Source organism: Pedobacter miscanthi (genome assembly GCF_032678605.1).
GTDB lineage: Bacteria > Bacteroidota > Bacteroidia > Sphingobacteriales > Sphingobacteriaceae > Pedobacter > Pedobacter miscanthi_A.
In genome coordinates this window covers 77,803-96,029 of the sequence record NZ_JAVTSU010000006.1, presented here as the reverse complement: position 1 = coordinate 96,029, position 18,227 = coordinate 77,803, and the positions used below count along the sequence as shown (strand labels likewise).

At 38.3% G+C, this 18,227-nt stretch carries 17 protein-coding genes and 1 tRNA gene; 9 read left to right on the top strand and 9 right to left on the bottom strand.

Translation table 11 applies throughout. The annotated features are described in order from the left end of the window. Positions 1-94 precede the first annotated feature (94 nt). The gene (locus R2R28_RS10825) at positions 95-2,233 is read right to left on the bottom strand and encodes a S9 family peptidase (protein WP_316825690.1); all 2,139 of its coding nucleotides are present in this window, start codon (positions 2,231-2,233) and stop codon (positions 95-97) included. A 339-nt stretch (positions 2,234-2,572) separates the two neighbouring features. On the opposite strand from R2R28_RS10825, the gene R2R28_RS10820 reads away from it, so the two are divergent. Next, complete coding sequence (locus R2R28_RS10820; protein WP_316825689.1) at positions 2,573-3,436, top strand: DMT family transporter; 864 nt, start codon at positions 2,573-2,575, stop codon at positions 3,434-3,436. Between the two features lie 66 nt (positions 3,437-3,502). Here R2R28_RS10820 and ppsA read toward each other — a convergent pair whose 3' ends face one another. Beyond that, the gene (ppsA, locus tag R2R28_RS10815) at positions 3,503-6,118 is read right to left on the bottom strand and encodes a phosphoenolpyruvate synthase (protein ID WP_316825688.1); all 2,616 of its coding nucleotides are present in this window, start codon (positions 6,116-6,118) and stop codon (positions 3,503-3,505) included. A 381-nt stretch (positions 6,119-6,499) separates the two neighbouring features. On the opposite strand from ppsA, the gene R2R28_RS10810 reads away from it, so the two are divergent. Next, positions 6,500-7,303 carry an SDR family oxidoreductase gene (locus R2R28_RS10810; protein WP_316825687.1) on the top strand — a complete coding sequence of 268 codons (804 nt, stop codon included), beginning with the start codon at positions 6,500-6,502 and terminating at the stop codon, positions 7,301-7,303. A 61-nt stretch (positions 7,304-7,364) separates the two neighbouring features. Beyond that, positions 7,365-8,273 (top strand): helix-turn-helix transcriptional regulator, encoded by a 909-nt coding sequence (locus R2R28_RS10805; RefSeq protein ID WP_316825686.1) that lies wholly within the window; start codon positions 7,365-7,367, stop codon positions 8,271-8,273. 20 nt (positions 8,274-8,293) lie between these two features. Here R2R28_RS10805 and R2R28_RS10800 read toward each other — a convergent pair. The 4 genes from R2R28_RS10800 to R2R28_RS10785 form a co-directional block, all read right to left on the bottom strand. After that, positions 8,294-8,378: transfer RNA gene (locus R2R28_RS10800), tRNA-Ser, on the bottom strand. A 28-nt stretch (positions 8,379-8,406) separates the two neighbouring features. Further along, positions 8,407-9,126 carry a hypothetical protein gene (locus R2R28_RS10795; protein ID WP_316825685.1) on the bottom strand — a complete coding sequence of 240 codons (720 nt, stop codon included), beginning with the start codon at positions 9,124-9,126 and terminating at the stop codon, positions 8,407-8,409. 81 nt (positions 9,127-9,207) lie between these two features. Beyond that, positions 9,208-10,638: a pyruvate kinase gene (gene pyk / locus R2R28_RS10790; protein WP_316825684.1), complete on the bottom strand. Its 1,431-nt coding sequence runs from the start codon at positions 10,636-10,638 to the stop codon at positions 9,208-9,210. Between the two features lie 150 nt (positions 10,639-10,788). Further along, positions 10,789-11,208 (bottom strand): IPExxxVDY family protein, encoded by a 420-nt coding sequence (locus R2R28_RS10785; RefSeq protein WP_316825683.1) that lies wholly within the window; start codon positions 11,206-11,208, stop codon positions 10,789-10,791. Between the two features lie 158 nt (positions 11,209-11,366). On the opposite strand from R2R28_RS10785, the gene R2R28_RS10780 reads away from it, so the two are divergent. From R2R28_RS10780 to rnc, 3 genes are all read left to right on the top strand, one after another. Next, on the top strand, positions 11,367-11,603 hold the full coding sequence (locus R2R28_RS10780) for an acyl carrier protein (protein WP_008508386.1): 237 nt from the start codon (positions 11,367-11,369) through the stop codon (positions 11,601-11,603). 21 nt (positions 11,604-11,624) lie between these two features. Then, positions 11,625-12,878: a beta-ketoacyl-ACP synthase II gene (fabF, locus tag R2R28_RS10775; protein ID WP_025145352.1), complete on the top strand. Its 1,254-nt coding sequence runs from the start codon at positions 11,625-11,627 to the stop codon at positions 12,876-12,878. A 95-nt stretch (positions 12,879-12,973) separates the two neighbouring features. After that, positions 12,974-13,702, top strand: a complete 729-nt coding sequence (gene rnc / locus R2R28_RS10770; RefSeq protein WP_316825682.1) for a ribonuclease III — start codon at positions 12,974-12,976, stop codon at positions 13,700-13,702. 148 nt (positions 13,703-13,850) lie between these two features. Here the strand turns inward: rnc and R2R28_RS10765 are convergent, their stop codons facing one another. Next, positions 13,851-14,561, bottom strand: coding sequence for a hypothetical protein (locus R2R28_RS10765; protein ID WP_316825681.1), 711 nt, complete (start codon positions 14,559-14,561; stop codon positions 13,851-13,853). A gap of 7 nt (positions 14,562-14,568) precedes the next feature. Continuing rightward, on the bottom strand, positions 14,569-15,288 hold the full coding sequence (locus tag R2R28_RS10760; protein WP_316825680.1) for a hypothetical protein: 720 nt from the start codon (positions 15,286-15,288) through the stop codon (positions 14,569-14,571). 230 nt (positions 15,289-15,518) lie between these two features. Between R2R28_RS10760 and R2R28_RS10755 the strand changes: the two genes are divergently transcribed. Beyond that, positions 15,519-16,247 (top strand): lysophospholipid acyltransferase family protein, encoded by a 729-nt coding sequence (locus R2R28_RS10755; RefSeq protein WP_316825679.1) that lies wholly within the window; start codon positions 15,519-15,521, stop codon positions 16,245-16,247. Between the two features lie 13 nt (positions 16,248-16,260). Here the strand turns inward: R2R28_RS10755 and R2R28_RS10750 are convergent, their stop codons facing one another. Then, on the bottom strand, positions 16,261-16,437 hold the full coding sequence (locus R2R28_RS10750) for a hypothetical protein (protein ID WP_316825678.1): 177 nt from the start codon (positions 16,435-16,437) through the stop codon (positions 16,261-16,263). A gap of 172 nt (positions 16,438-16,609) precedes the next feature. On the opposite strand from R2R28_RS10750, the gene R2R28_RS10745 reads away from it, so the two are divergent. Further along, complete coding sequence (locus R2R28_RS10745) at positions 16,610-17,473, top strand: YicC/YloC family endoribonuclease (protein WP_316825884.1); 864 nt, start codon at positions 16,610-16,612, stop codon at positions 17,471-17,473. A gap of 68 nt (positions 17,474-17,541) precedes the next feature. Continuing rightward, a complete protein-coding gene (gene gmk / locus R2R28_RS10740; protein WP_316825677.1) occupies positions 17,542-18,111 on the top strand; it encodes a guanylate kinase in 570 nt (189 codons plus the stop codon). Positions 18,112-18,227: the final 116 nt, after the last annotated feature.

The following is an 18,227-nucleotide window of genomic DNA, read 5'->3' as shown; positions in this document are numbered from 1 at the left end:
AAAAATTATTGTTTACAAATTAAACTGCTAAAAGAAAGCATTGTTTAGTACAATATACAAAAAGAGCAACCGGTTAAAGTTGCTCTTTTAAAATTTATCTTGCTGTAGGGGCTTTCATCTGGTAATCTTTTGGTGGTTCGGCACCTAAAAGATTCTGAACAAAGTAATCCCAGCGGCGGCGCATCATATAAGGTGAATAAGCACCATAACCATGGGCACTGTTTGGAAAAATAACCAGATCGAAAGATTTATTCGCTTTCTCTAACGCTTCTACTACCAATAGGGTATTGTAGGGAGGAACATTATCATCCATCAGGCCGTGGACTAACATCAGTTTACCTTTTAGGTTTTTGGCATAGTTCTGATTGGCCTGAGCTTCATAATCAGCATTTTCTACCAAACCATTGTAGCGTTCGCCCCAATCGTCCTCATAATTTCTATTATCATGGTTTCCTGATTCTGAAATACCTACTTTAAAGAAATCGGGGTAGCGGAACATGGCCGCAGCAGTAGCAAAGCCTCCACCTGAGTGCCCCCAGATCCCTACTTTTGTAGTATCAATAGGATATTTTGCCGAAAGCTGTCTGATGGCTGCAATCTGATCGGGCAAAGTATTCTCCGCCATGTTGCCGTAGCTCATATCATGAAAACTTTTAGAACGATCAGGGTTACTGGTTCCTTCTATAACTACTACAATAAAACCCAATTCAGCCAGGGCCTGGTTATCGCCGCGTGAAGCTGCAAATGCCCAGCTGCCTACGCTCCCACCCTGCGGACCTGGATAAATATAATCGATAACAGGATATTTCTGGCTGGCATCCATTTTTGTTGGCGTGAAAACCAAACCGTAAATATCGGTTTTACCATCTTTGGCTTTTAGCGAAACCGGAGTTGGTGCTTTCCAACCTGTAGCGGTTAAACGAGAAACATCGGTTTTTTCTAAAGTATTGATCAATTTTCCGTCAATGCTTCTTAATACAGTAACTGCGGGTACATCTGGCTGTGAATAACTATCTACAAAATAGTTGAAAGAAGGAGAGAATACGACCTGATGATTACCAGCTTCAGGGGTTAAAAGGGTTAAATTTTTCCCGTCGAAACCAATTTTATAAAGATAGCTGAAATAAGGATTACCTTTTTCGCGGCCATTGGCAAAGAAATAAAGTGTACGTGTTTTTTCGTCTACTTTAACCAAACGCGAAACTACAAAATCGCCTTTGGTGATCTGATTTTTAACTTTTCCATTGGTTGCATCGTATAAATATAAATGTCCCCAGTTATCCCTTTCCGAGTACCAGATAATTTCTTTCGATGCCGGAAGATAACGCCAGTTAATCGCACCTTGACCAGATTCAAACTGTGTTTTTACGGTTTCTTCGAAAACTTCCCTTACGGCACCTGTTGTGGCATTTGCAATACGGAATTTTTCGTTTTTATGATCGCGTGAGGTAGAAAGAAAAGCGACTTCAGAACCATCGGCTTTCCAGTCAATATCATCAAAAGTACCACTGCTCGAAATATCATCACTCAAAGTTGCACGGTGTGGATCGGCAGGAATATTAAGCGAAATTACTTTTGGATTATCTACATCGATAACCACCCTTCTGATGGTAGCGATCTGTTTATCGCCCGGCAAAGGGTATTTCCAGGCTTTTAATACCGGTGCGCCCACATTAGTGGTTACCAAATACATCTCTTTTGAGTTCCTTTGATCTTGCTGAAAGGTTGCTATTTTTTTCGAATCGGGAGACCAGCGTAAAATTGGGGCATCACTATGTTTCCAGCCTGCGTTATCAGTGGCATAACCATAATCTTTAACGCCATCAGTAGTAAGCTGCGTTAATTTTCCGGAGGCCACATCTTTAACGAAAAGGTTATAATCTTTAATTAAAATGGCTTTTTTCCCGTCGGGAGATGAAACCTCGTTACGGCCACCCATACGTCGGGCAGGCATTTCGCCACCACTTTTATAATCAGTAGTAGGCGTTTTGGTTTTCTTTGCAGGATCTACCAGGAAAGTTTGTTCGGTACCATTGGTTTTAGTGCTGTACCAAAATTTATCGCCTTCCAGCCAGTTTGGCTGTACATTGGCATGGTCGATATACTTTGCGGTGTTGTAGCTCATAAAACTCTCCGCTCTTTCGTAATCGCTCACGGTTAAAGCTTTTTGTTGAGCATTTGCTGTAATGGCCAAAGTACAAGCCGTTACGGTAAGCCAATATTTATTCATCATGTTAGTTAATCTTGCGATAAAAATAATACTGTTTTGGCAAATGATTGGTATTAATCGTGATACAAATTTGAGCAAATAGCCCGGAGAGAAGAGCAAAGGCTACGCAGCACTTCCATTTTACATTTCCCATATCACATCTTCCATTTTTTTCTATCTTTACCTCACACAACAGATATGAACAGAAAGAGCTGTCTTCCTCCACCAAAACCTTAATAAATAACATGGGTACGCTATAAACAAACTATCGGTTTTGCTACCGGCATTTGGGCGTTAACCTGAAACATTTTATTTATTAATTTTTAATTCTTGCCCTTTTCAGGACGAGACAGATCATTCTTTATGAAAAAATCATATTTGGTATTACACTTTGCGGTAATACTTGCAGGCTTTACCGGTATATTTGGTAAGCTCATATCCCTCAATGAAGGTCTTTTAGTTTGGTACCGGGTATTCTTTTCGGCTATTATTTTATTACTCCTTTTGAAACTGTTTAAGATTTCCACGAATATTAAGCTAAAAGAAAAGTTTGATATTGCTAAAATCGGGATGTTAATTACCGTGCACTGGGTGTTTTTTTATGCCAGCATTAAATATTCGAATATTTCGGTAGGTGTGGTGTGTTATTGCTTAACCAGCTTTTTCACTGCGGTTTTTGCACCATTGATTAACAGACAAAAGTTTAACCTATCCGAAATTTTATTGAGCCTGCTTACTTTGTTCGGCATTGCATTGATATTCCATTTCGATTCGTCTTATCAGCTAGGCATTGGTTTAGGGGTAATATCATCAGCATTTGCGGCCCTTTATACCATTTACAATGAAAGACTGGTTAAGGTTTACGATAGCAGGCTGATTAATTATTATCAGATGTTAGGCGGAACAATCGGGTTAGGGATTCTGCTTCCTGTTTATCTTCATTTTTTTCCGGTTGAAACCATTATCCCGGGTTTAAAAGATACCGCTTACCTGATTTTACTGGCCTCTTTTTGCACCGTTGGCCTTTATGTTCTCTTTGCAGAATCTTTAAAACGGATTTCTGCTTTTACGGTAAATCTAAGTTTCAACCTCGAACCTGTATATTCCATTATACTGGCTTTTATATTTTTTAGTGAGGGTAAAGAGTTGAATATCTCTTTTTATATCGGTTTAGCATTTGTAATGACATCGGTTATTTTACAAACCGTAATTTCCTTTAAAAAATAATTAAGGTTTTTAAACAAAAAAGCGCTAAAAAGCGCTTTTTTGTTTAAGGAATCATGATCACAGACCTTATAATATTTCTACATATCCATCAGTTCCATTTATCCTGATTTGCTGTCCATCTTTAATAAGTTTGGTTGCATTTTCTACACCAACCACTGCCGGCAAGCCATATTCGCGTGCAATAACAGCGCCATGGGTCATCAAACCGCCAACTTCGGTAACCAAACCTTTTATTGATACGAATAACGGCGTCCAGCTGGGATCGGTAAAGGTGGTTACCAATATATCGCCATCTTCCAGATCTGCTTCTTCAATGTTTAAAATTACCCTTGCCCTGCCTGTTATCACACCAGAAGAAACAGCTAAACCCGCAATAGCCCTGGCTGGAAGATTTTCGTGTTTATAACTGCCCGAAATAATTTCGCCATCTGATGTGATTAAACGTGGCGGATTTAGTTTTTGGTATAAGTTATATTCTTCTTTTCGCCTTGCGACAAGATTTTTATCGAATTTACCGGTATTTATTACTTCCCGTAGCTCTTCAAAGGTGAGGTAGTAGCTATCTTCCTTTTCATGAATAATATTGGCTTGAATGAGTTTTTCAACTTCTTTTAGTAAGGCCTCTTTGTAAATAAAAAAGCGGCTTACAATCCCATATTTAGGATATTCGCGATAACCTGTAAAATTGCGGAGCAGGCTGATCATTTCTTTTGTTTCACGGATTTTTTGCCCGCCATCAGGTAAAGTTACAAGTTGATCCAATAATTCTTTTTCCTTTTTTAAAGCCTCTTCTTTTCCCTGGTTAAATTTTTGTTTGCCGGCATTAAGCTCAAAGTTTTTGATGTTGCTGAGAATGACCGGAATTAATATGGACGGGTTTTCACTCCAGCGGGTATTTGTAATGTCAATTTCTCCGGCACATCGCATCCCATATTTGTTAAGATAGTTATAAATGGCGCTTTGGGCTTCAGCGCCACCATCAAAATGAGGCAGTTCGCCTAAAAACCGATCATCTTTAGCTTGTTTTAAATAATTAATCATTTCAGGATAAGGCCTGATCACGTCTGCAACACTTAATAGCTCCAGCCCCATTTCAGCGGTAATGTTATTGGGGGCAGATTGAGAAAGTGTATCTGCAGGATTTTTTTCGCCCAACCATTTATTCATGTTTTCATTGATCCACATGGAAGCATTCATGGCAGCAATGATCACGCCCATGTGTTTCGAATCAAATACCATCTTCTTTGATTGCTCAATATCATCCTGGATAAAATCAAAAAGGTCAGTTCCTGTTTTCGTCTGGATGTTTTCCTTTAGTTTTTCTACCGATATCTCGTTCTGTTTAATCAGATCCGCAATGATAGAAGGGTCGTTTCCTACCTGCGCTAAAATATCAGCAGCAGATAAACCTTTGGTGCTTTTAACAATTACCGGCCCTTTTCCAGCATCAGGAAACAAGGGTATAAAATCTTTCCGTTTTGTAATGGTAACCAATGCATCTTTTATAAGCGGATCATGTTGCTGCATGGCTTCCAATAAACTTTCCCTGCCGCCAAGTGTAGTCAGGCTATCTGTAACATCAACAAACAATCTTCCTCCTGCTTTAAACATTGGCCTGGCAGCTCTTAATTGCCACAAAGATAATCCCAGTGGTTTCATGGGGTCAGTCATCATTTGCTGGTGACCAACAGAAATGTAGACATGATTTCCCTTATCTCCCGTCTCAGGCACAGGATATAATGTAGTAATTGGCCTGCTCTGAACAATATAAATTAAGCCATTTGCTAAACACCATTCGATATCCTGAGGACTACCGAAATGTGCCTCAATCTTTCTGCCGACCTGCTCCAGTTGCAAAATCTGCTCATCGGTAAGTGTTTGTTTACCCTGTTGTTCTGCTGAAAGTTCCTGAGCCTCAGTACCACCACCTTTTATGGCATGAATGGCTAATTTTTTGGCAACTATTTTTCTACTGGTAATGCTACCGTTATTAACCTGATAATTATCAGTATTTACCAGGCCCGAAACCATGGCCTCACCCAAGCCAAAGCTGGCATCGATGGATAAAACTTTCCGGTTACCCGTAACAGGATCGGCGGTAAACATAATGCCTGCTGTTTCGGCAAAAACCATTTTCTGCACCACTACTGAAAGATGGATGTTATGGTGATCGAAATGATGCTGAATACGGTAAATGATGGCCCGATCGGTAAATAAAGATGCCCAGCACTTGCTGAGGTGCAACAAAATGCCCTGTATACCAACAATATTCAGAAAAGTATCTTGTTGACCGGCAAACGAGGCCGTGGGTAAATCTTCGGCTGTAGCACTAGATCGTACTGCAAATGAATCATCTTTATTGAAATTAGCAAGATAACTTTCGATCTCCCCGGCTATATCATCCGGAATGTAGATGTTTTCGATAAGTGTCCGGATTTTCGCACTGGTTTTACCCATCGCACGCAGATCTTCCGCTTTAAACTGACTCAATTCATCCAATAAACCACTAAGTTCTTTGTTGCTTACTGTGATTTTTTTATACGCTTCAGTAGTGATGCAAAAACCGTGAGGCACAGTTATACCTTCAATTTTAGATAGTTCGCCTAAGTTAGCTCCCTTACCTCCGACTGTTAAAAAATCAGACCTGTCGATTTGCTGAAAACCAATTACGTACTTCATCATATGTTTCTCTTTTTTATCTGGTAGAAATTTCATCCCTCCTGATCACAGCAAGAAATACACGTTGTGTATCAACACCCTAAACAATAAGTTTCAGAAAGAAGAAAGGCCAAAAGTATAAGGTAAAAAATACGAAAACAACGTTTTTAAACTATATTTTTCCAGTCGCAATAATGATAGAAGTATTGGCGTTATCCTTACAACAAAGAGACAATAATTAAGCTGAAATTATCCCTAATTTTACCTTAAAAAGTGCTTTAGTCTGAAAAAATCACCCTCGGTTCAAAGAAATATCCGTCATTTATACTACAAGCAAACTCAATTCGGCTACGTCAGAAATTGTGATCTGCTGCAAATTTGTATTGTTAATTTAAAACAATCGAAATGCAAAAGACAATTTTTATTACAGGTGCTTCTACAGGTTTAGGAAAAGCTGCCGCCAAATTATTTCAAAGCAGGGGATGGAAAGTTATTGCCACCATGCGGAACCCTGAAAAGGAAACAGAATTAAACACTTTAAGCGATGTTACCATATTACCTTTGGATGTAACCAACCTGTCTCAAATCCAATCTACCGTAAAGGAAGCGATTGCACAAGGCATTGATGTGGTGTTCAATAATGCTGGCTACGGCTTAATCGGTCCTTTAGAAGCCCTTAGTGATGATCAGATTGTGAAACAACTTAACACCAACTTATTGGGCGTAATCCGTGTTACACAGGCATTTATTCCATATTTCAGGGCGAAAAAAGACGGGCTATTTATTTCGACCACTTCTATCGGCGGATTAATTGCTTTCCCCTTAGGTTCAACTTACCATGCTACCAAATGGGCATTGGAAGGATGGAGCGAAAGCATGGCTTTTGAGTTGAACACTTTTGGTGTAAACATTAAAACCGTATCTCCAGGCGGGATTGCGACAGATTTCTCAGGTCGTTCATTAGAATTGGCAAGTAATGAGGACTACGATGCAATGGTACAATCGATGATGGCAGGATTTGGCTCAATGATGGAAACTGCTTCTACTGCCGAGCAAATTGCTGAGGTAGTATACGAGGCTGCTACAGATGGCAAAACCAGGCTTCGTTATGTAGCAGGCGAAGATGCAAAAGCCTTATATGCACAGCGATTGGCTCAGGGCGATGAAGCATTCAGGACAGAATTTGCAAGGGTATTTTTAGGTAAATAATCTTTAAAGGGCAATGCAGGCCAAATGATTTGTATTGCCCTAATATTTGTATTTTTATATTATGGAAAAGAAAGCCCCTTTGCGCATTTCATCAATATCCGAACTGCATCACCTGCTAAAAGTGCCCAAACCCGTACATCCGCTGATCAGTTTAGTAGATAATTCGCAGATTGCCACCAATACGGAAATGTTAGACCGTCCGTTTTTTCTCAATTTCTATAAAATCTCCTATAAATACTCTACAACTGGCCGGATGGGTTATGGACAGGGCTATTATGATTTTAACGAGGGTGGCATGATGTTTACCTCGCCCAATCAGTTAATTTCGGCAGATAATGAGGCAAAATATTATGGAGCAACACTTTTGTTCCACCCCGATCTGATCCGGAATTATCCGCTCGGCACAGCCATCAGGAAATATGGATTTTTCTCATATGAAACCAACGAAGCCTTATTTCTATCTGAAAAAGAAAGGCAAATAATTTTAGGATTATTCGACAATATTAACAATGAGCTTAATACTTCTATCGATGAAATCAGCCAGGATGTACTCGTTTCTTATATCGAAGTGCTGCTTAACTATAGCAACCGTTTTTATAAACGCCAGTTTATTACCCGAAAAGTGGTTAATAACGATGTATTAACTAAAACAGAACAACTATTGGAAACCTATTTTGCCGATGAAAAATCGTTGGTTAAGGGATTGCCAACTGTAGAATATCTTGCGGCAGAGGCCAATCTTTCCCCACGTTATTTAAGCGATATGCTCAGGGCTTTAACCGGGCAGAATACACAGCAGCTTATTCATGAAAAACTGATCGAAAAGGCGAAAGAAAAATTATCGGCTACTGATTTATCCGTAAGTGAAATTGCCTATCAATTGGGTTTTGAACACCCGCAATCGTTTAGCAAATTTTTTAAAACGAAAACAAATTTATCGCCAGGGGAGTTCAGGCACACTTTTAATTAGAAAATGAGGCAGATCAAAAGCGGAGAGGGCGGGATTCGAACCCGCGGTACCTTGCAGTACACACGCTTTCCAAGCGTGCTCGATCGACCACTCTGACACCTCTCCGATTGGCTTGCGAATATAAATAATTTAATTAAAAACCATAAGGCTGTTTGGGCTTATATTTCTCTTCATCAGGGATAATAAAATCTTTAAAACGATTAAAAGCATCGCCGTTATCAATCAACTTCTCACTTATCGGCACAAAAGCTAAACGGTAAATGTAAACGGTAAGATTCTCTTTATAAAACCTGCTCACAGAAGCCGTAGTTAAACTATCCTTCGGAGCTTCTATATCTGTTTGTTTTACAATAAGTTTAATTCTAGTACCGTTTTTGCTCCAAAAATAATTATCAGAAATATTGCTCAATTCACTGTTTTTATATTTTCCAAAATCTTTGGAAATATCTTCAATAAAATGATCTGTTTCGATTGGATTAAGGTTTTGTGCCAAACACCGGATGGCCACTATTTTTTCTTTTGCATTTTCGAACAGGTCGAAAGTATTAAAATTTACCTTACCCCATTTAGCCAGTGTTTTGGTTCTATAATTATTTTCTGATGGGTTATGACTGTAATAGCCTCTACAAAGCAGCGAATCATAATCATTATGCTGCATCCTGAAGGCATGATCATCTATCGTATAAGGTAAACCTGTTTTATCTTTGGGGTTTGGCGGATAAAAGGTTTTTGGATTGATTTCGAAAGCAAATTTTTGGAGATCATAAGTTTTATCGCCAATTCTGGCAGGTTGTTTGCCGCAACTACAAAACAAAAGAGAAACCAGCGTTAAAAAAATTAAATTTTTCCTCATACGTAAAGCTAACAAAATGCCCATAAAACAAAAATGCTCCCGATAAAAACCGGAAGCATCTTGTAAATATGATATTAGAAATTAATCTATAACCGTAATTTTTAACATATTAGTTTTTCCTTTTGCTTCGATTGGAATAGCAGCGGTATTGATTACAATATCACCTTGTTTAACCAATTTTTTGCTTTTTAAGAACTCATTAACTTCAATAATGGTGTTATCGGTACTTTCCCATTTATCGTAGTAGAAACCTCTAACGCCCCAAAGTAAACTTACTGCATTTAATAAAGCCCTGTTACTGGTAAAAATAAAGGTTAAAGCTTCTGGTCTGTGGCTCGAAATTTCGAAAGCAGTATAACCACTCAAAGTCATCGATACAATACCAACCGCATTGGTTTGTTTCGCTAAAAAACAAGCTGAATCGCAGATGGCATCACTTAAGAAAGAAGGTGATTTTGGTTTTAAAAACTTATCAGGATTGAAAGGATAATTGTTCTCTTCAATGTTCTGGATAATTTTTTGCATCGTTTCAATTACGATCAATGGAAATTCTCCAACTGAAGTTTCGCCGCTTAACATTACTGCATCAGCACCATCCAAAACAGAGTTTGCCACATCATTCACCTCAGCACGTGTTGGGCGAGGAGTAGTAATCATGCTTTCTAACATCTGAGTTGCAACAATTACAGGTTTAGATGCTGCCCTGCATTTAGCAACAATCATTTTCTGTAACAATGGCACTTCTTCCATCGGACATTCAACACCTAAATCACCACGGGCAACCATAATACCATCAGAAACAGCGATAATTTCATCGATGTTAGCAATAGCCTCCGGTTTTTCTATTTTAGCAATTACACGGGCAGTTTTACCACGCTCTGCAATAATCTTTTTAAGTTCGATAATGTCATCAGCCTTACGCACGAAAGATAAACCGATCCATTCTACATCATTTTCCAATACAAACTCCAGGTTTTCACGATCTTCAGGAGTTAATGAAGGGATAGAAACTTTAGTATTCGGAAGGTTTACACCTTTTCTAGAGGTTAAAATACCACCGTGAACGATTTCGCAAACTACCTCATCCTTTAGGTTGGTAGAAATTACTTTCATTTGCAGTTTTCCATCATCCAAAAGGATAATTTCGCCAGCCTGTACATCCTGAGGGAAACTTTGGTAAGTGATATAAATCCGCTCTTCGTTACCAACACATTCGGTAGTGGTAATTACGGTAGTTTTACCATTAATCAGGTTAATCCCGCCTTCTTTTACCAAACCGATACGAATTTTAGGACCTTGTAAATCGGCAAGGATACCTACATTATAGTCGTATTTTTTATTTAAATCGCGGATGGTATCCAAAACCGCCTGGTGATCTGCCTGCGATCCGTGCGAAAAGTTTAACCGGCAAACATCCAGGCCAGCGTTAAACATACTATATAATACTTCTGGTTTTGCTGATGCAGGCCCAAGCGTGGCAACAATTTTAGTTCTCGAATGAAAAGGTTTCATTTAATTAATTGATTTTAGCAATGCAGTTTTAGAAAACACTAATTATTATCTAAAATAATCAAACTGCATTAAATTTTATATATTTTGTTCTTTTGTTCTTTGTTTGTAACCGTCAAATATAGTGTATTTAATACACCAAGTATATAATTTTTATATTACCAAATTCTCCCTGTTCTTCAACTTAGTTGGATCTATCTTTGCAGCAACCTGTATATCAGGCAGTTTATTCAAACCACTAATCAGATAATCAAGATCTTCCTTATCTATAAATTCTTTAATTATAATAAAAAAATCTACTTTATTCATCTCCGGAATTAGAAAACCATCGCTGCTTTTGTTACAGATTAGGTAGTATTCTACCTCACCTTGCTCTACAAAAAAGTAATATTTGGAGAAACTCCATGCTGGTTCATCAATATTAAAAAATATTTCATGGTCTTCTATTTTCTCAAATTGTGTGTTTAACCGGGTATTAATTTTGTGGCAAAGCACATAGTCTTTTAGGGGTGCTGTGATCGCAATTAGTATAAAATCAAGGTCTAAGGTAAGTTTTAGGTAAGTCTTATTCAAAGCGAAATAAATTATTTACAGAACGAAATTAAAAAACTAATTCTATATTCGCTGTGTTATTGAGATACCAAAATTACGTATCGAAATAAAAACATTTGAAAATTGTAAGAATTTATTTTTCTTTGCACAGAATTATTTAACCATTAAATTATAAAATTATGTCTGATATTGCTTCAAGAGTTAAGGCTATTATCGTAGAAAAACTAGGTGTTGACGAAAGCGAAGTTACGCCAGAGGCTTCATTCACCAACGATTTAGGTGCAGATTCTTTAGATACCGTAGAGTTGATTATGGAATTTGAAAAAGAATTCAATGTAGCTATTCCTGATGATCAGGCTGAAACCATCGGTACAGTTGGTCAAGCGATTGCTTATTTGGAAAAAAACGTTAAATAGAATTACGCTTTTTCAGTATAAATGGAATTAAAAAGAGTAGTAGTAACAGGGTTGGGTGCGCTCACTCCTATAGGCAATAATGTTCCTGATTTTTGGGAAGGATTGACTAACGGGGTGAGTGGCGCTGCTCCTATTAAGGGTTTTAACACTGAAAAGTTTAAAACCAAATTCGCTTGCGAGGTAAAAAACTTTAATCCAGAAGACTTTTTGGATAAGAAGGAAGCCCGTAAATTAGATCCGTTTGTACAATATGCTCTTGTATCAACAGAGGAAGCGGTGAAGGATGGTGGTTTTGATTTTGAAAAATTAGATACCAACCGGATCGGCGTAATCTGGGGTGCGGGCATAGGTGGATTAAAAACTTTCCTGGATGAAATTTCAAATTTCGCCAAGGGAGATGGTACGCCAAGGTACAATCCATTTTTTATTCCTAAAATGATCGTTGATATTGCTCCAGGGCATATTTCGATCAAATACGGCTTACGTGGGCCAAATTTTGCAACTGTTTCGGCATGTGCTTCTTCTACCAACGCCATGATTGATGCCTTTAACTATATCCGTTTGGGTATGGCCGATGTAATCATCAGCGGAGGTTCTGAAGCGATCATTAACGAAGCAGGAATGGGTGGTTTTAACGCCATGCATGCATTATCAACACGTAACGATGATCCGGCAACTGCTTCGCGTCCTTTTGATAAAGACCGTGATGGATTTGTTGCTGGTGAAGGTGCAGGAACCATTATCTTAGAAGAACTTGAACATGCAAAAGCAAGGGGTGCAAAAATTTATGCAGAACTTGTTGGCGGTGGAATGAGTGCCGATGCTAATCACATCACCGCACCACATCCTGAAGGTTTGGGCGCCAGAATGGTAATGACCAATGCACTAAAAGATGCTGGTTTAACAACTGCTGATATAGATTATATCAATGTTCATGGTACTTCTACCCCACTGGGTGATATTAGTGAAACCAAAGCCATTGGTACATTATTTGGCGAAGATGCTTACAGGTTAAACATCAGTTCTACCAAATCAATGACTGGCCACCTTTTGGGTGCCGCCGGAGCTATTGAAGCTATTGCAGCCATTCTTTCTGTTAAAAATGACATTGTTCCTCCAACAATCAATCACTTTACAGATGATCCTGCATTTGACCCGAAATTGAATTTTACTTTTAATAAAGCGCAAAAACGCACCGTTAGGGCTGCTTTAAGTAATACATTCGGTTTTGGAGGCCATAACGCTTCTGTGATTTTCAAGAAATACGAAGATTAATTTAAAACAGCGTTGCTATATAATTTTGTATGCTAATTAAAAATAGATAACTTAGTTCAATATGCTAATTAGCCGTTAATTGTGTTATTTATTTAATGCCGATATTAAAATTATATAAACTCTATCTCTCTCCCGAAAAGGAGTTTGTTAAAAAGCTGAAAAATATTTTAGGCTTTGTTCCAGGCAATGTTACGCTTTATAAAATGGCGTTCAGGCATCGTTCTGTGGCCAAAGTTTTAAAGAATGGAAGCCGGAGCAGTAACGAACGTTTAGAATTTCTTGGAGATGCGGTATTAGGCTCGGTAATCGCCGAGCTTCTTTTCAAGCATTATCCTTACAAGGAAGAAGGTTTCCTTACTGAAATGCGTTCGAAAATTGTAAACCGGGCTAATTTAAACCAATTGGCCAAGAAAATAGGTTTTGATAAGCTCATTCAGTTCGATCAGCGTTCGGTGAGCATACAAACCAAGCATAATTCGATGCTCGGTGATGCTTTCGAAGCGATTATTGGAGCCATTTACATGGACAAGGGCTACAACTTTACCAAAGAGTTTTTGTTGCGCAGAATTGTAAAACCTCATATTGATATCCACACCCTGGAGCTTACCGAAACAAATTTTAAAAGCAAACTGATCGAATGGTGCCAACGCCACGGTAAAGATGTAATGTTCGAACTGATACAGAATGGTGAAGGCGAAAGTGCCAAGCTATTTACCATCAGTGCCATTGTGGAGGGTGAACAATATGGTACCGGAAGGGATTATAACAAAAAAAATGCAGAGAAATTAGCAGCCGAAAAAGCTTGCGAAGCATTGAGTATTTAGAAAGTTTATTGGCAGATCTAATCAGGGTATTTATAAAACAATATTTTCATTAAATAATTATCGGGTTCAGGTTAACAACTTAGCCTTCGGACCTCGGACTTTCCAACTCCAAACTCCAAACTCCAAACTCCAAACTCCAAACACCAAACTATTTACCTTTTCCCAGCGTATCGGTAAACTTCTTTGATGATTCTTTAATGTATTTTATGTAATCGTAGCTGTTCCAATACTGGGCTTTATCAAATTCAGGGCGACAGTTGAGCATATACCGCTCTAAAGTATCGCCCCTCAGTTCGGTATTGTTTTTTATGATGCTTTGGTTAAAATATACATCAATCTGCGATTGTTTAATTTCATTATCAGCGTACCTGCCAAATCTTCGGGCATTTTTCGGATCTGTACCAATTAAATTATATAAAGCATTTAACGGACTAAATATGGCACCCAAAACGGTAGTTTTACCGCCATTGTATACACCCTTATTTTTAAATTCGCGCTTAATATCATCAAGATCTTGTTTTTTTGTATTTCCTACAATAGTAACATCCGCCAAAGTTGTGCTTCCCCTAACCAGGTAAATTACAAGATCCTTTTCGCTGTTTACCACCACACGCTGATCGATCAGATCGCGCTTGATGACTAAAAGTGTATCGCCAATTTTAGCTTTGAGCTGGAACATCCCAATATCGTTACTACCTACACCAATGCCGGTACGCAGGTTGGTAATTTCAGATAATGCAATCCTGATATTTGAACCTTTTTCGATGACAACACCCCTGATAATAAATTCCTGAGCTTTCGAGATAAAGCCGACTGAGGTAAGAACAAGAAGTATGATGGCAAATTTAAAATTTTTCATTGTGTAGCTAATTTGTGTGCTTCAAGGTGTCGGTATATTGTTTAGCCGACTCTTTGATGTATTTCACAGCATCGTAATTGCTCCAATTAATGGTCATGCTGCGGGTTGGGTAATAATCGAGCAAAAATTTATCGAGGTCTTTCCCGGTTAATGTGGTATGGTTTGAAACGAGGCTTTTATTGAAGAATTTATCCACTTCAATCAAACTTAATTCCTTTTTATAATAACGGTTAAAGTTACGTGCTCTGGCTGGTGTTTTCCCAAATAATTCGTAGAAAAACGTTAAAGGGCTTCCACCAAAAGGACTTAGCAAAACCAATGGTGGTTTACCTTCAAAAAACGAGCCATTCCTTTTAAAATCTCTCTTTATGCCTTCCATCTCCTGCTTTTTGGTCTGGCCTTTAACCGTTACTTCTTCAAGCATGGTACTTCCCCTTTGTAAATATACCACCAGGTCATCATCAGTATTTACCACCAATTTCTGATCGGTTAAGTTTTTCTTTGTAACCAGCAAAGTATCACCTACCCGTACTTTTAACTGAAACATACCAATATCATTACTGGTAGCGCCCATTTTAATGCGCAAATTGGTAATTTCAGCTAAAGCGATTCTCACATTCGATCCCTTTTCTATTACTACGCCTTTCAGCACAAAATCCTGCGCCTTCATTGTTAAGCCCTGCATCAGGATGGTGAGTAGAAGGATTATTTTCAAATGCTTCATCATGGTGTGCCCAATTATTAATTGAAATGTGCTTTTTGCAATAAAAATAAATTCCCGGAGCTTTAGTTAGCTAACAGATAATCGGTTTTGTTGTTTGTTTTTGCTTTAATTGTTACATCACAATAGCATTTGGGATGTTTAAGATCAAGAGCATTAAATATTTATCTATCAGTTATTTTTTGTAAAATTAACATTTGTTAACCTTGCAAACTGTTAAAGAAACGTTAATCCCTATGAAAAAACTGTTTGGCGGATTCTATTTATTTTATTCGACAGTTGTTTTTTTCTTGCTCATGCTTTTGGTTTGCCCTTTCATTATTATCAGTATGGGCATTTTTAAGGAGAAAACAGGCAGGAAAATATCCTTCTATTTTTTAAAATGCTGGGCATGGGGTTTTAGTTTGTTAACCTGCTTGTGGTTTTCGGCAAATGGAGCAAAGATTGATACTTCCAGATCATATATTTATGTGGGTAACCATAGCTCTTTTTTAGATGCCTTGGCCATTGTAATTTGTATTCCACAAGCTTTCAGCCCGCTGGGGAAGATCGAAATGTTAAAAATCCCGGTGTTTGGTTGGATTTACAAACGTTTAGTTGTCATGATTGATCGAAGCAGCAGAGAAAGCCGCGACCATTCTGTGGCCGAACTCCGAAAGGACTTATCCGATGGACAATCGATTTTAATTTTCCCGGAAGGAACGATGAATAAATCCGATCAGCTTTTAAATCCATTTTATGATGGGGCATTCCGTTTGTCCATAGAAACACAAACGCCAATTTTACCTATTGCGATATTGAACAGCAGAGCACATTTGCCACGTACAGATCCACTTTTGTTAAACCCTGGATTGATTAAAACTGTATTCGGCGAAGCCATAGAAGTAAAAGGATTAGTAGCAGAAGATTTGGAAGAACTGAAAGCAGAAACTTTTAAAGTTATTTTAGGAATGTTGGAAAAGTAGCCCTCATTTATTATCAGGAAATGAGGGTTCCGGCACTTTTGGCTAAACCTATCCTGCTGTCCGTTTTATCCCGATGAAAAATCGGGATAAAACGGACAGCAGGTTTAAACACTTTGGTCTGCACTTTGTAGGGAACAGGCCTTGCCAAAAGCCACTCCACTTTGTACATAAACCCGGTTGAAACGGGCATCCCGATTTTTCATCGGGATAAAGTGTAAAACGGGGCTACAGTTCCCGAAGAATTAAGAACATTCGTTTTCAAAATGTCAAGAACACTATTCTCATCTTTTCAATTTTAGGCCCCTGTACAATATTATTTCTCCTTTCCGCTTAAAACCCTATCTTTGCACATGATAAAATCCATGACAGGATACGGCTTAGCAACAGCCGATTATGCAAATGCAAAGTATAGTGTCGAAATCAAATCGCTCAACAGTAAATTCCTGGAGCTGAATTTAAAATACCCTAAAGCTTTTTCTGATAAAGAACTGATTTTGCGCAACATCTGCAGCAAAGATATCGAACGCGGAAAGGTAAGTTTAAGCATCAATGTAGAGCGCACCAATGGTGAAGTTACTGGTGCTACCATTAATACTGCCCTGTTAACCCACTATTACAAGCAGCTTATTGCCGTTAATAACGAATTAGGTGCAGAGAGCAGCAACTTATTGCAAACAGCTTTAACTTTTCCTGATGTAATTAGCTACAAGGAAGAAAGTGTAACTGAAGACGAGTGGAATCACCTTTATCAGATTTTTACTTCGGCACTGGCCAATTTCAATCAATTCAGGGAAGATGAAGGTGCTGTTTTAAAGGCCGATTTAGAATTGAGGATCAGAAATATCCTTTCGTATTTTAAATCCGTTGAGGAACTGGAGCCTAAAAGGATTTCGGCTATCCGTGATAAATTTACCCAGTTTTTGGATGATGCAGTGGGCAAGGTAAATATTGATCAGAATCGTTTTGAGCAGGAATTAATCTATTATATTGATAAAATAGACATCACTGAAGAAAAAACACGTTTAAAAAGCCATTGCGATTATTTCTTGCAAACGTTAGCAAGTAAAGAAGCAAATGGTAAAAAAATGGGCTTCATTTCTCAGGAAATTGGACGGGAAATTAATACCATGGGCGCAAAGGCAAACGATGCACAAATGCAACAGTTTGTTGTTGGTATGAAAGAAGAATTAGAAAAGATAAAAGAACAGTTATTAAACGTATTATAAGGAGAAAGACTAAAGACTAAAGCATCAAGCAGCTTCAGTCTTTCAGCTTTTTGCTTTCAGCTTACAAAATGAAACAAGGCAAATTAATCATATTTTCAGCACCATCAGGAGCAGGAAAAACCACTATAGTACATCATTTATTAACGAAGTTTCCTGAACTGAGCTTTTCTATTTCTGCCACAACACGCGAGTCGAGAGGTACCGAACAACACGAAAACGATTACTATTTTATCAGCAAAGAAGAGTTTTTACACAAAGTTGCCCACCAGGAATTTGTAGAGTTTGAAGAGGTTTATAATGGAACCTTTTACGGTACTTTACGTTCAGAAATTGAGCGCATCTGGAATGATGGAAAACATGTGATTTTCGATATTGATGTAGAAGGCGGGATCCGTTTAAAAAGGAAATACGAAGAAGATGCACTAGCCATTTTTGTTCAGCCACCATCATTAGAAGTATTAAAAGAACGTTTAAGTGGCCGCGGAACTGATAGCAATGAAAAATTACAGGAACGTTTTATCAAAGCTGAAAAAGAACTGCTTTATGCAGATAAATTTGATGTGATTTTAAAAAACTACGATCTGGCTACAGCCTGTGCGGAAGCAGAGCAGCTGGTAGGGGATTTCTTAAAGAAATAAATCCGTCATTGCGAACCGCAGCAATGGGAATAGAGCACAAGGGTGAGGCAATCTTTTTCGCAAAATAGATTGCTTCGGCTCCCTTAATCCAGCCTCGCAATGACGATCAATAATAC